This window comes from Franconibacter daqui (assembly GCF_014644275.1).
Lineage (GTDB): Bacteria > Pseudomonadota > Gammaproteobacteria > Enterobacterales > Enterobacteriaceae > Franconibacter > Franconibacter pulveris.
In genome coordinates this window covers 214,716-228,397 of the sequence record NZ_BMKJ01000006.1, presented here as the reverse complement: position 1 = coordinate 228,397, position 13,682 = coordinate 214,716, and the positions used below count along the sequence as shown (strand labels likewise).

12 protein-coding genes are annotated in these 13,682 nt (G+C 59.1%); 8 read left to right on the top strand and 4 right to left on the bottom strand.

Annotated features, from left to right (window positions below; genetic code table 11):
• The first annotated feature begins 66 nt into the window (after window positions 1–66).
• The 5 genes from bglX to IEX01_RS18365 all read left to right on the top strand — a co-directional run bounded on the left by bglX (window position 67) and on the right by IEX01_RS18365 (window position 6,300).
• Window positions 67–2,364 (top strand): beta-glucosidase BglX, encoded by a 2,298-nt coding sequence (gene bglX / locus IEX01_RS18385; RefSeq protein ID WP_024556340.1) that lies wholly within the window; start codon window positions 67–69, stop codon window positions 2,362–2,364.
• A 183-nt stretch (window positions 2,365–2,547) separates the two neighbouring features.
• A complete protein-coding gene (gene osmF, locus IEX01_RS18380) occupies window positions 2,548–3,459 on the top strand; it encodes a glycine betaine ABC transporter substrate-binding protein OsmF (protein ID WP_024556341.1) in 912 nt (303 codons plus the stop codon).
• A gap of 22 nt (window positions 3,460–3,481) precedes the next feature.
• Window positions 3,482–4,639: an ABC transporter permease gene (locus tag IEX01_RS18375; protein WP_229701875.1), complete on the top strand. Its 1,158-nt coding sequence runs from the start codon at window positions 3,482–3,484 to the stop codon at window positions 4,637–4,639.
• A complete protein-coding gene (locus IEX01_RS18370) occupies window positions 4,632–5,585 on the top strand; it encodes an ABC transporter ATP-binding protein (protein WP_188724307.1) in 954 nt (317 codons plus the stop codon). Before IEX01_RS18375 ends, IEX01_RS18370 begins: the two co-directional genes overlap by 8 nt.
• Window positions 5,569–6,300, top strand: a complete 732-nt coding sequence (locus IEX01_RS18365) for an ABC transporter permease (protein WP_024556344.1) — start codon at window positions 5,569–5,571, stop codon at window positions 6,298–6,300. Before IEX01_RS18370 ends, IEX01_RS18365 begins: the two co-directional genes overlap by 17 nt.
• Here the strand turns inward: IEX01_RS18365 and IEX01_RS21620 are convergent.
• The 3 genes from IEX01_RS21620 to metG all read right to left on the bottom strand — a co-directional run bounded on the left by IEX01_RS21620 (window position 6,278) and on the right by metG (window position 9,366).
• The gene (locus tag IEX01_RS21620; RefSeq protein ID WP_373289696.1) at window positions 6,278–6,373 is read right to left on the bottom strand and encodes a YohO family small membrane protein; all 96 of its coding nucleotides are present in this window, start codon (window positions 6,371–6,373) and stop codon (window positions 6,278–6,280) included. The genes IEX01_RS18365 and IEX01_RS21620 overlap by 23 nt on opposite strands.
• 73 nt (window positions 6,374–6,446) lie before the next feature.
• Complete coding sequence (locus IEX01_RS18360; protein ID WP_024556346.1) at window positions 6,447–7,193, bottom strand: MerR family transcriptional regulator; 747 nt, start codon at window positions 7,191–7,193, stop codon at window positions 6,447–6,449.
• Window positions 7,194–7,332: 139 nt separating this feature from the next.
• Window positions 7,333–9,366, bottom strand: a complete 2,034-nt coding sequence (metG, locus tag IEX01_RS18355; protein ID WP_188724306.1) for a methionine--tRNA ligase — start codon at window positions 9,364–9,366, stop codon at window positions 7,333–7,335.
• A gap of 221 nt (window positions 9,367–9,587) precedes the next feature.
• Between metG and apbC the strand changes: the two genes are divergently transcribed.
• Window positions 9,588–10,697: an iron-sulfur cluster carrier protein ApbC gene (gene apbC / locus IEX01_RS18350; protein WP_024556348.1), complete on the top strand. Its 1,110-nt coding sequence runs from the start codon at window positions 9,588–9,590 to the stop codon at window positions 10,695–10,697.
• 20 nt (window positions 10,698–10,717) lie between these two features.
• On the opposite strand, the gene IEX01_RS18345 is transcribed toward apbC, so the two are convergent.
• A complete protein-coding gene (locus IEX01_RS18345; protein ID WP_024556349.1) occupies window positions 10,718–11,143 on the bottom strand; it encodes a GNAT family N-acetyltransferase in 426 nt (141 codons plus the stop codon).
• 113 nt (window positions 11,144–11,256) lie between these two features.
• Between IEX01_RS18345 and IEX01_RS18340 the strand changes: the two genes are divergently transcribed.
• Complete coding sequence (locus IEX01_RS18340) at window positions 11,257–12,942, top strand: sensor histidine kinase (protein ID WP_024556350.1); 1,686 nt, start codon at window positions 11,257–11,259, stop codon at window positions 12,940–12,942.
• Window positions 12,939–13,667 (top strand): two-component system response regulator BtsR, encoded by a 729-nt coding sequence (btsR, locus tag IEX01_RS18335; protein WP_024561007.1) that lies wholly within the window; start codon window positions 12,939–12,941, stop codon window positions 13,665–13,667. The genes IEX01_RS18340 and btsR overlap by 4 nt, the downstream gene beginning before the upstream one ends.
• Window positions 13,668–13,682: the final 15 nt, after the last annotated feature.

Below are 13,682 nucleotides of genomic sequence, written 5' to 3'. Positions count from 1 at the left end.
CACTGCGTGTCTGATTTTCACCGCCTCGGTTCGCGAGGCGGATGTTTACCTAAGAGAGTTAATCCTATGAAATGGCTTTGTTCTGTAGGTGTGGCCGTAAGCCTTGCGCTGCAACCGGCTCTGGCTTCCGATATGTTCGGCAACCACCCGCTGACGCCCGAAGCGCGGGATGCGTTTGTAACCGATTTGCTCAAAAAAATGACGGTCGATGAGAAAATCGGCCAGTTGCGGTTAATCAGCGTCGGTCCGGATACCCCAAAAGAAGCCGTTCGAGAAATGATTAAAAATGGCCAGGTGGGGGCGATTTTCAACACCGTCACCCGCCCGGATATTCGCGTGATGCAGGACCAGGTGATGGAACTGAGCCGCACCAAAATTCCGCTCTTCTTCGCCTATGACGTCGTGCACGGCCAGCGCACCGTTTTCCCGATTAGCCTTGGCCTCGCTTCCACCTTTAACCTGGAAACGGTGAAAAATGTAGGCCGCGTTTCTGCCTATGAAGCGGCGGACGACGGCCTGAACATGACCTGGGCGCCGATGGTGGACGTTTCGCGCGACCCGCGCTGGGGCCGCGGCTCGGAAGGATTTGGCGAAGACACTTACCTTACCGCCATGATGGGCAAAACCATGGTTGAGGCGATGCAGGGCAAAAGCCCGGCGGACCGCTACTCGGTCATGACCAGCGTGAAGCACTTCGCCGCCTACGGCGCGGTGGAAGGGGGGAAAGAGTACAACACTGTAGACATGAGTCCGCAGCGCCTTTTCAATGACTACATGCCGCCTTACAAAACGGCGCTGGACGCGGGCAGCGGCGGGGTGATGATAGCCCTTAACTCGCTGAACGGTTCGCCCGCCTCTTCCGACCCGTGGTTGCTTAAAGATCTGCTGCGCGGCGAGTGGGGCTTTAAGGGCATCACCATTTCCGATCATGGTGCTATTAAAGAACTCATCAAGCACGGTACCGCCTCCGACCCGGAAGACGCGGTGCGCGTGGCGATTAAATCGGGCGTCGACATGAGCATGGCCGACGAGTACTACAGCAAGTATTTGCCGAACCTTATCAAGAGCGGAAAAGTCACCATGGCGGAGCTGGACGAAGCCGCCCGCCATGTGCTGAACGTAAAATATGATATGGGCCTGTTTAACGACCCCTACAGCCACCTCGGGCCGAAAGCGTCCGACCCGCAGGACACCAATGCGGAGAGCCGCCTGCACCGTGACGACGCCCGCAAGGTGGCGCGTGAAAGCATGGTGCTGCTGAAAAACCGTCTTGAAACGCTGCCGCTGAAAAAATCGGGCACCATCGCGCTCGTCGGGCCGCTTGCCGACAGCAAGCGCGATATCATGGGCAGCTGGTCCGCCGCGGGCGTTGTCGATCAGTCCGTGACCCTGCTGACCGGCATGCAAAATGCGGTGGGCGACAAGGCGAAAATCATCTACGCCAGGGGCGCCAACCTGACCAACGATAAAGACATCGTCGCCTTCCTCAACAAATATGAAGAGGCGGTAAAGGTGGACGAGCGCACGCCGCAGGCGATGATTGACGAAGCGGTGAAAGCGGCTGAGCAGGCGGATGTGGTAGTGGCCGCTGTGGGCGAGGCGCAGGGCATGGCGCATGAAGCGTCGAGCCGCACCGACCTTACTATTCCGCAAAGCCAGCGCGACCTGATAGCGGCCCTGAAAGCGACCGGCAAGCCGCTGGTGCTGGTGCTGATGAACGGCCGCCCGCTGGCGCTGGTGAAAGAGAACCAGCAGGCGGACGCCATTCTGGAAACCTGGTTTGCGGGCACTGAAGGCGGCAACGCTATCGCCGACGTGCTGTTCGGCGACTACAACCCTTCCGGCAAGCTGCCGATGTCCTTCCCGCGCTCCGTCGGGCAGATCCCGGTTTACTACAGCCACCTGAACACCGGTCGCCCGTATAACCCGGAGAACCCCAACAAATACACCTCGCGCTACTTTGACGAAGCCAATGGTCCGCTTTATCCGTTCGGTTACGGCCTGAGCTACACCACTTTCAGCGTCTCTGACGTGAAGCTCTCCGCACCGACCATGAAGCGCGACGGCAGCATTACCGCAAGCGTCACGGTCACTAACACCGGCAAACGGGAAGGGGCGACGGCGGTGCAAATGTATCTGCAGGACGTGACCGCCTCTATCAGCCGTCCGGTCAAGCAGCTGCGCGGCTTTGAGAAAGTGACGTTGAAGCCTGGCGAAAGCCAGACCGTCAGCTTCCCGATTGACGTCGAAGCGCTGAAGTTCTGGAATGCGCGCATGAAGTACGACGCTGAGCCGGGCAAATTCAACGTCTTCATCGGGCTGGATTCCGCCCGCGTGAAGCAGGGCGCTTTCGAGTTGCTTTAATTTCACGCTCAACGTTAAGGCCGGTTAATCCGGCCTTTTTTATTGCGGTTTTTCAGCGATATAACCGCTTCGTCTAACCTGAAACCGCAAATTATGAGCTGAAAATATCTTCCCGTGCGATTCTCAACTACGCTTTTTGCAAAGCCCCGAATCCAGGGGAGACAATAACAAAGAGGAATCGACATGAAATCACTTCAGCAATGGAGCGCGGCAGGACTGCTGATGCTGGCTGCGAGCGCGCAGGCGGCGGAGCCGGTCAAGGTTGGCTCTAAAATCGACACCGAAGGCGCGTTGCTAGGCAACATCATTTTGCAGGTGCTGGAAAGCCACGGCGTTAAAACCGTTAATAAGGTCCAGCTTGGCACGACGCCTGTCGTGCGCGGCGCTATTACGTCCGGCGAGCTGGATATCTACCCGGAGTACACCGGCAACGGCGCTTTCTTTTTCAAAGATGAAAACGACCCGGCGTGGAAGAACGCGCAGCAGGGCTATGAAAAAGTGAAAAAGCTCGACCAGCAGCAAAATAAGCTGACCTGGCTTGCCGCGGCGCCCGCTAATAACACCTGGACCATCGCCGTGCGCGACGATCTGGCGAAGAAAAACAAGCTTACGTCCCTTGACGATTTAAGTCGCTACCTGAAAGCGGGCGGCGACTTTAAGCTCGCCGCGTCGGCGGAATTTATCGAACGCCCCGACGCGCTGCCTGCGTTTGAAAAAGCCTACGGGTTTGATCTTAAGCAGAACCAGCTGCTGTCGCTCGCCGGCGGCGACACGGCGGTGACCATTAAAGCCGCCGCGCAGCAAACGTCCGGCGTTAACGCGGCGATGGCCTACGGCACCGACGGCCCGGTCGCGGCGCTGGGGCTGCAAACGTTGACCGACCCGAAAGGCGTTCAGCCTATTTACGCGCCGGCGCCAGTCGTGCGCGATGCGGTGCTGAAAGCCTATCCGGAACTGCCGACGTGGCTGGACCCGGTTTTCGCGTCGCTGGATGAAAAAACGCTGCAGAAGCTTAACGCCAGCATCGCGGTGGAAGGGCTGGATGCGAAAAAAGTGGCGGCGGATTACCTGAAACAGAAAGGCTTCGTGAAGTAAGCGAACGTACAAGGAACGGCTTTTGTCTTTACGCTGCTATAACCGGGTGGCGCTGCTGCTGGCTTTACTGCTGGCCGCAGCCGCCCTGTTGCCCATTCTCACTTACGCGCCGAACCGGCTGGTCTCCGGCGCCGCCTTAAGTTTGCCGCAGGCTTTTCCCGCTTTTTATGGCGGGCTCGCGATACCCGTGGCGCTGCTCTTGGTCCTCGCTTTTACGCCGGGCCGGGCGGCGCTCGCGGCAACGCTTGGGGTCTCGCAATTGTTTTTTATCCTGCTGCTGTTTCTCGGCGGCGCGGCGGCGACAAGGCTTGCGCAGGAGGGCAGCGCGCTGGCGCGCACCTCATTTGGCAGCGGGCTGTGGTTGATGCTCGCGCTGACGCTTTTACTGTGCAGCGACGCTATTGCCCGGCTGACGAAGCGGCCGCTGCGGCGCTGGCTGCTGCAGGCGCAGCTCTGGATTATTCCCACCTTCTTGCTGCTGTCTGGTCACTTTCACGAGCTGTCGCTGCTAAAAGAGTATGCCAACCGTCAGGATGTTTTTAATGACGCGCTGGCGCGCCACCTTACGTTGCTTTTCGGCACGCTTATCCCGGGGCTGCTTTTCGGCGTGCCGCTGGGACTTGCGGCTTATCGCAACCGACGCCTGCGACCCGCTATCTTCGGCGTGCTGAATGTGATTCAGACGGTGCCTTCGGTCGCGCTGTTTGGCCTGCTTATCGCGCCGCTCGCCGGGCTTGCGCGGGCGCTGCCCTGGCTTGGCGAACTGGGCGTTTCCGGCATCGGCATGGCGCCGGCGCTGATTGCGCTGGTGCTCTACGCGCTGCTGCCGCTGGCAAGGAGCGTGGTGGCGGGCTTGAATCAGGTGCCGGAGACGGTGCGCGAAAGCGCGCGCGGCATGGGCATGACCCGCAGCCAGATATTCTGGCAGGTGGAAGTTATGCTGGCGCTGCCGGTGCTGCTGCGTGGCCTGAAGGTGGTGGCAGTGCAAACTGTCGGCATGGCAGTGGTAGCGGCGCTTATCGGCGCAGGCGGCTTCGGCGCGCTGGTCTTCCAGGGGCTGCTCAGCAGCGCCCTTGATTTAGTGTTGCTCGGCGTGATCCCGACGATCGCGCTGGCGGTTATTGTGGATGCGCTATTTAACCTGCTGATCGCAGGGCTGGAGGCGAAGCGCCATGATTGAGTTTGATAACGTCAGTAAATATTTTCAGGGCCAGCCTGCGGTAAAAGATCTGTCGCTCAACTTTCGCGAAGGCGCGTTTTCGGTGCTTGTCGGCACCTCCGGGTCCGGCAAATCCACTACGCTCAAGATGATCAACCGGCTGGTGGAACACGATGAAGGGCGCATACGCTTTGCGGGCGAGGAAATCCGCCGCTTTTCGCCCGAGAGCCTGCGCAGGCGGATGGGCTACGCCATTCAGTCTATCGGCCTCTTTCCCCACTGGACGGTGGCGCAGAATATCGCCACCGTACCGCAGTTGCTGAAATGGCCGAAGGCGCGCATCAACGCGCGGGTGGATGAACTGCTCGACCTGCTGGGCCTGGCGCCGGATGCGTTTCGCCATCGCGCGCCTCATGAGCTCTCCGGCGGACAGCAGCAGCGCGTCGGCGTGGCGCGGGCGCTGGCGGCGGACCCGGAAGTCTTGCTGATGGACGAGCCCTTCGGCGCGCTCGACCCGGTCACCCGCAGTGCGTTGCAGCAGGAGATGCGCCGCATTCACCGGCTGCTTGGCCGCACTATCGTGCTGGTGACGCATGATATCGACGAGGCGCTGTTGCTGGCGGAACATCTGGTGGTGATGGATAAAGGCCAGGTGGTGCAGCAGGGAAAACCGCTGGAGATATTACTGCGCCCCGCCAACGGCTTCGTCAGCGACTTTTTTGGCCGCAGCGAACGCGGCGTGCGGCTGCTCTCTTTGCGCACGGTGGGCGACGCGATGAGGCCCGGCGTTTGCGCCGGAGACGCTATTGAGCAAAGCCTCTCCCTGCGCGAGGCGCTGTCCGTTTTTGTCGAACGTCAGTGTGAACAGCTGCCTGTGCTATCCGCGCCGGGCAAACCCGCAGGCGTGCTGCATTTTCGCGATCTGCTGAAAGCCGAGCGGGAGAAAGCCGATGCGCCGCTATCTTGATCCGCTGTTATGGCTTATTGCGACTTACGTTGCGCTGCTTTTTCTGCTGCCGCACAGCGGCGCGCTGTTTGGCTGGCTGTTCCCTGAACAGCCGCGTCCGCTCTATCAGCAGGAAAGTTTCGTCACGCTGACGCTGGCGCATCTGCTGCTGGTGGGCGTTTCAAGTCTGGCGGCGACGCTTCTCGGCGTGGGGCTTGGCGTGGCGGTCACGCGCCCGGCCGGGGCGGAATTCCGCCAACTGGTGGAGACCATCGCGGCGGCGGGGCAAACTTTTCCCCCGGTGGCGGTGCTTGCTATCGCGGTACCGGTAATGGGCTTTGGCCGCGAGCCTGCGATCATCGCGCTTATCCTTTACGGGCTGCTGCCAGTGTTACAGGGCACCCTTGCCGGGCTTGCCAGCGTGCCGCAAGGTGTAAAAGAGGTGGCGAAAGGGGTGGGCATGAGCGATACGCAGCGTCTGTTTAAGGTTGAGTTGCCGCTCGCCGCGCCGGTGATACTGGCGGGGATTCGCACCTCTACGATTGTAAATATCGGCACCGCCGCCATTGCCTCTACCGTGGGGGCGAATACGCTTGGCACGCCAATCATCATGGGTTTAAGCGGTTTTAACACCGCTTATGTGGTGCAGGGAGCGATTCTGGTAGGGCTGGCGGCGATTATCGTCGACCGCGCCTTTGACCGGCTGGAGCGGGTTATGACACGGAATGCAGGATAATTGTGTAGCCTGCCAGCATTACGCCGCCGATACCGCCAATGGCCATGAGGACCATGCCTGTGACCAGGCTCATTCTGACTAATTTCATCCTGTGCTCCTTTGTTAGCCGGATGATTATAAGGTGAAGCGGGGCTGTTAATGAACCCTTAAATGGCGCTCAGCTCATGCAACGGGATCAGCGCATGGCCTTTTTCGCGCCAACGTTCGAGCTGGACGAGCATCTGCTGGTTTGGCGCTTCGCCGCACCATACCAGCAACGTTCTGCCGTTAAAGGTCTCCGGGCGTAACTGCGAAAGGGGATTGGCCAACACATCAACGCGCCAGCCTTGCTGCGCGGCGACCCACGCCGCAAGCCACAGTCGCGTACCGTCGTTAACATTCCATCCCACCACCAGCGCGTCTTTGCCGGGCTTCTTGCGTGAGGAGTTAAGGCACAGGGCGATGTAGTTAATAAGCGCGCCGTCAAGCAGGCTCAGCAGCGCCAGCAGCGTGCCTTGCTGGCACTGCAGGCGGCGGCGAAGCGGGTTAAAAAGATGGTTGACCAGCGCATCGGCGGGATAATCGCGCCCGATGTCGCTTATCCAGTGGCGCAGTTGAGCGGGGCTGCCTTCGCGCAGCAGGTGCAACAACGCTTCCTGGCGCTCGCGCCAGCCGTCATCGTGGGCGTCCTGGGTTTCGCTGCTGAGCAAGGCTTTGACTTTACTGACCTGAACGCCGTTATCAATCCAGTGTTTAATTTCGCGGATGCGGTCAATATCCTGGTCGTTGAATAACCGGTGACCGCCGTCCGTTCGCTGCGGTTTGAGCAGGCCATAACGCCTTTGCCACGCGCGTAAGGTGACAGGATTGACCTCACAAAGTTCCGCCACTTCACCGATGGTGTAAAGCGCCATATTGGTTTCTCGTTTCGCCCGGGACACCCCTCTTTAACTGTAGACGGTTGTTTGTGTACCAGGAAAAAAGCTTAATTTTTTGTAAGAAGTGCCAAAAAAGCGCCTCCGGAATGGGGGCGCTGGCAAGAATGTGACGGTTTTATTTCACCTGTTGACCAGGTTGCGCGCCGCTGTCCGGGCTCAGCAGGAAGATATCTTTCCCGCCGGGGCCTGCGGCCATCACCATGCCTTCAGAAATGCCGAAGCGCATTTTACGCGGCGCAAGGTTCGCCACCATCACCGTCAGACGGCCAATCAGCGCCTGCGGGTCCGGATAGGCGGAGCGGATGCCGGAGAAGACGTTGCGCTTCTCGCCACCAAGATCCAGCGTCAGGCGCAGCAGCTTGTCGGATCCTTCCACAAACTCGGCGTTTTCAATCAGCGCAACGCGCAGATCTACTTTGGCGAAATCGTCAAAGCTGATGGTTTCCTGGATAGGATCGTCCGCCAGCGGGCCGGTTACCGGGGCCGCCGCCGCTTTCACTTCTTCTTTGGACGCGTCCACCAGGGCTTCCACCTGCTTCATATCAATACGGTTATAGAGCGCTTTAAAGCTGTTTACTTTGTGGTTCAACAGCGGCTCGGCCACGGCGTTCCACTCAAGTGTGGTATTGAGGAAGGCTTCTGCGCGCTCGCTCAGGGAAGGCAGCACCGGCTTGAGGTAGGTCATCAGCACGCGGAACAGGTTAATGCCCATGGAGCAGATAGCCTGCAGGTCAGCGTCGCGGCCTTCCTGCTTCGCCACGATCCACGGCGCCTGCTCATCGACATAGCGGTTAGCGAGATCGGCAAGCGCCATGATTTCGCGGATAGCCTTACCAAACTCGCGGCTCTCCCACGCCTCGCCAATCACCGACGCGGCGTCGGTAAAGGTTTTGTAGAGCGCCGGGTCGGCCAGTTCAGCCGCCAGCTCGCCGTCAAAGCGTTTGGCGATAAAGCCTGCGTTGCGCGACGCCAGGTTCACCACTTTGTTAACGATGTCGGCATTCACCCGCTGCACGAAATCTTCCAGGTTCAGGTCGATGTCGTCGATGCGGGAAGAGAGCTTCGCCGCATAGTAGTAGCGCAGGCTGTCGGCGTCGAAATGGTTCAGCCAGGTGCTGGCCTTGATGAAGGTGCCGCGCGATTTAGACATCTTCGCGCCGTTCACCGTCACGTAGCCGTGAACGAACAGGTTGGTCGGCTTACGGAAACCGCTGCCTTCCAGCATTGCCGGCCAGAACAGGCTGTGGAAGTAGACGATATCTTTACCGATAAAGTGATACAGCTCGGCGTCGGACTCTTTCTTCCAGTACGCATCGAAGCTTTCGGTATCGCCGCGCTTGTCGCACAGGTTTTTGAACGAACCCATGTAGCCAATCGGCGCGTCCAGCCAGACGTAGAAATATTTGCCCGGCGCGTTCGGGATCTCAAAACCGAAATACGGCGCGTCGCGGGAGATATCCCACTGCTGCAGGCCGGATTCAAACCACTCCTGCATTTTGTTCGCCACCTGCTCCTGCAGCGCGCCGCTGCGGGTCCACGCCTGCAGCATTTCGCTAAAGGAGGGCAGGTCGAAGAAGAAGTGCTCAGATTCACGCATCACCGGCGTCGCGCCGGAGACCACCGACTTCGGCTCGATAAGCTCGGTCGGGCTGTAGGTAGCGCCGCACACTTCGCAGTTATCGCCATACTGATCCGGCGATTTGCAGCGCGGGCAGGTGCCTTTTACGAAACGGTCCGGCAGGAACATCCCTTTTTCCGGATCGTAAAGCTGGGAGATGGTGCGGTTTTTAATAAAACCGTTCTCCTTCAGGCGTGAGTAGATAAGCTCCGACAGCTCGCGGTTTTCGTCGCTGTGGGTGGAGTGATAGTTGTCGTAACTGATGTTGAAGCCAGCAAAATCGGTCTGATGCTCCTGGCTCATTTCGGCAATCATCTGCTCGGGGGTAACGCCAAGCTGCTGGGCTTTGAGCATGATTGGCGTGCCGTGGGCATCGTCCGCGCAGATAAAATTCACCTGATGGCCGCGCATTCGCTGGTAACGCACCCAGACATCAGCCTGGATGTGCTCCAGCATATGACCGAGGTGAATGGAGCCGTTGGCGTACGGCAGCGCGCACGTTACCAGAATTTTTTTTGCGACCTGATCCATAGTGAATATTGCATCTTCAGTTGTAAAAAGGGCTTTCGATGTTACCCGAAAAGGGGCGCGTTGGGTATGCAAAGCGAGGGGAAAATGCGTCGCGGCGTGCCTTGCGGGCGATGTTATCCTCGACGCGGCACTTTTTTCTCTCCAGACCCTGGCGCATTCTTTGGTATGCTTAACAAATTCGTAGCACAACCCCAGAACAAGCCTAAAACAAAGGAGACGGGATGAGTTCGCAATCCCAGACCACTTCACCGGAAGCCCTGCGCGCCATGGTTGCCGGGACGCTGGCCAATTTTCAACACCCGACTTTGAAGCACAACCTCACGGCGCTGAAAGCGTTGCACCATGTGGCATGGCTCGACGATACCATTCACATCGAGCTGCAAATGCCCTTCGCCTGGAACAGCGCTTTTGAAGATCTCAAAGAGCAATGCAGCGCCGAACTGCTGCGCATGACCGGCGCGAAAGCTATCGACTGGAAGCTTTCTCACAGCATCGCCACCTTAAAGCGGGTGAAAAACCAGCCGGGCGTGAACGGCGTGAAAAATATCATCGCCGTCAGCTCCGGCAAGGGCGGGGTGGGGAAATCCTCCACTGCCGTTAACCTGGCGCTGGCGCTTATTGCGGAAGGGGCGAAAGTCGGCATTCTTGATGCCGATATCTACGGTCCGTCCGTGCCGACGATGCTTGGCGCGGAAGGACAACGCCCGACATCGCCGGACGGCACGCACATGGCGCCGATCGTGGCGCATGGGCTTGCCACTAACTCCATCGGCTATCTGGTCACCGACGACAACGCCATGGTGTGGCGCGGGCCGATGGCGAGCAAAGCGCTGATGCAGCTGCTCCAGGAGACCATGTGGCCGGATCTCGACTATCTGGTGCTGGATATGCCGCCGGGCACGGGCGACATTCAGCTGACGCTTGCGCAGAATATTCCGGTCACCGGCGCGGTGGTGGTGACAACGCCGCAGGATATCGCGCTGATCGACGCCAAAAAAGGCATCGTGATGTTCGAAAAGGTAGAAGTGCCGGTGCTCGGCGTTGTCGAGAACATGAGCATGCACATTTGCAGCAACTGCGGCCACCACGAGCCGATTTTCGGCACCGGCGGCGCGCAGAAGCTGGCGGAAACCTACCATACGCAGCTGCTCGGCCAACTGCCGCTGCACATTTCGCTGCGTGAAGATCTCGATAACGGCACGCCGACCGTTATCGCCCGTCCGGACAGCGAGTTCACCACCCTTTACCGCCAGCTGGCGGGACGCGTGGCGGCTCAGCTTTACTGGCAGGGGGAAGTCATCCCCGGCGACATCGCCTTCCGCGCGGTGTAACCTTCGCGGCTGCCCTGGCTTCAGGGCAGCCGGTAATGCATCAGCACATACTCTCCCTGTTCGCTCTCCCCCCGCGCCTGCGGCTGCCAGCCGTGTCGTTCGTAAAAAGCCAGCGCCCGTTCGTTTTTCGCGAGGCACTTCAGCGCGCCCGTGCCGCTGAACTGGCGCTGCACGTGTTTAAGCAGCGCGCTGCCCACGCCGCGACGCTGGGCGTCCGGGTCGACAAACAGGCAGTGGAGGAAATTGTCGCTTTCAAGCACGGACGCAAACCCCACCCGACGCCCCTCGTCCAGCGCCACCCAAATTTTCTCTCCCAGCGTTTCGGCATCAAAATCCTCAAGCCGCCAGCGCTCCCCCTGAAGCCAGGGCCAGCTTTCACGTCGCGCATGCAGATAAAGCGTGCGTAAAAAAGGTCTGTCGCTCTCCTGCCAGGCTCTTATCTCCACAACCACTCCTTTTTCTTAAGTGAGGCGTAATGACATCAATTTTTTGTATACCTTCATAGAAAGTTATAGCGCGGCGGAGTATTTTACGCCCTTTCGAACGAAGGGGTGGGATGATGTACGAGTTCAATCTGGTGCTGTTGCTGCTTCAGCAGATGTGTGTCTTTCTGGTCATCGCCTGGCTGATGAGCAAAACCCGCCTGTTCATTCCCCTGATGCAGGTGACGGTACGCCCGCCGCACAAGCTGCTCTGCTATGTCACCTTTTCCATTTTCTGCATCATGGGCACCTATTTCGGCCTGCATATTCAGGATTCCATCGCCAACACCCGCGCCATCGGCGCCGTGATGGGCGGCCTGCTCGGTGGCCCGCTGGTGGGCGGCCTGGTCGGGCTGACCGGCGGGCTGCATCGTTATTCCATGGGCGGCATGACGGCGCTGAGCTGTATGGTCTCTACCATTGTAGAAGGGCTGCTCGGTGGGCTGGTGCACAGCTTTCTGGTGCGCCGCGGGCGCAGCGACAAAGTCTTTACGCCGTTGACCGCGGGCGCTATCACTTTCGTGGCGGAGCTGGTGCAGATGGGGATCATTTTGCTGATAGCCCGTCCGTGGGCCGATGCGCTGGAACTGGTGAAAAACATCGCCGCGCCGATGATGGTCACTAACACCGTCGGTGCGGCGCTCTTTATGCGCATTCTGCTCGACAAGCGCGCCATGTTTGAAAAATACACTACCGCTTTTTCCGCCACCGCCCTGAAGGTCGCCGCCTCCACCGAGGGGATTTTGCGCCAGGGGTTTAACGTGGAGAACAGCATGAAGGTGGCGCAGGTGCTGTATAAGGAGCTGGATATCGGCGCGGTGGCTATCACCGATCGCGAAAAGCTGCTCGCCTTCACCGGCATCGGCGACGATCACCACCTTCCCGGCAACCCCATCTCTTCGCGCTGGACGCAGCGTGCGCTGGAAACCGGCGAGGTGGTTTACGCTGACGGCAACGAAGTGCCGTACCGCTGCTCGCTGCACCCGAACTGCAAGCTTGGCTCGACGCTGGTTATTCCGCTGCGTGGCGAAAACCGCCGGGTTATCGGCACCATCAAGCTTTATGAAGCGAAAAACCGCTTGTTTAGTTCTATCAACCGTACGCTGGGCGAGGGCATCGCGCAGCTGCTTTCCGCGCAGATCCTGGCCGGGCAGTATGAGCGGCAAAACGCGCTGCTGGCGCAGTCTGAAATTAAGCTGCTGCACGCTCAGGTAAACCCGCATTTCCTGTTTAACGCGCTCAACACGCTCATGGCGGTTATCCGCCGCGACAGCAACCAGGCGTGCCAGCTGGTGCAGTATCTTTCGACCTTCTTTCGTAAAAACCTTAAGCGTCCGGCGGAAATCGTCACGCTGGCCGATGAAATCGAGCATGTGAACGCTTACCTGCAAATTGAGCAGGCGCGCTTTCAGTCACATCTCAAAGTGCGGCTCGACCTGCCGCAGGAACACGCCCATGTGCGGCTGCCGGCCTTTACGCTGCAACCGATCGTGGAAAACGCCATCAAGCACGGCACGTCGCAACTGCTCGGGCCGGGAGAGATCAGGCTTAACGCCCGCTGCGAAGGTGGCCACTTGCTGGTGGAAATAGAAGATAACGCCGGGCTTTATCAGCCAACGCCCGGCCAGAGCGGCCTTGGGATGAGCCTTGTGGATAAACGCCTGCGCGCGCGCTTCGGCGACGAGTGCGGCATCTCAGTGGATTATAAAACCGACTGTTTTACCCGTATTACCCTACGTTTACCTCTGGAGGAGACAGCATGATAAAAGTGCTGATCGTGGATGATGAACCACTGGCGCGCGAGAACCTGCGCCTGTTGCTGCAGGACGAGAGCGATATCGACATCGTCGGCGAATGCGCCAACGCGGTGGAGGCTATCGGCGCAGTGCATCGCCTGCGCCCGGACGTGCTGTTTCTGGATATCCAGATGCCGCGCATTTCAGGGCTGGAGATGGTCGGCATGCTTGACCCGGAGCAGCGCCCCTATATCGTCTTTTTAACGGCGTTCGATGAGTACGCGGTGCAAGCGTTCGAAGAGCACGCTTTTGATTATCTGCTGAAACCAATTGAAACTAAAAGGCTCTCCCGCACGCTGAACCGGCTGCGCAGCGAGCGTCATACGCAGGATATTTCGCTGCTAAGCCCTGGCGAAGAGGGGCTTAGGTATATTCCCTGTACCGGACACAGCCGCATTTACCTGCTACAAATGGAAGAGGTGGCGTTTGTCACCAGCCGGATGAGCGGCGTGTTTGTCACTAACAGCGAAGGGCAGGAGGGGTTTACCGAACTCACGCTGCGCACGCTGGAGAGCCGCACGCCGCTGCTGCGCTGCCATCGTCAGTATCTGGTGAATATGTCGCACCTGAAAGAGATTCGCCTTGAGGAGAACGGCCAGGCGGAGCTGCTGCTGCGCCATGGGCAGACGGTGCCGGTAAGCCGTCGCTACCTGAAAAAGCTCAAAGAGACGCTGGGGCTAAAAACGGCGTAGTAGTATTTCGCTGTC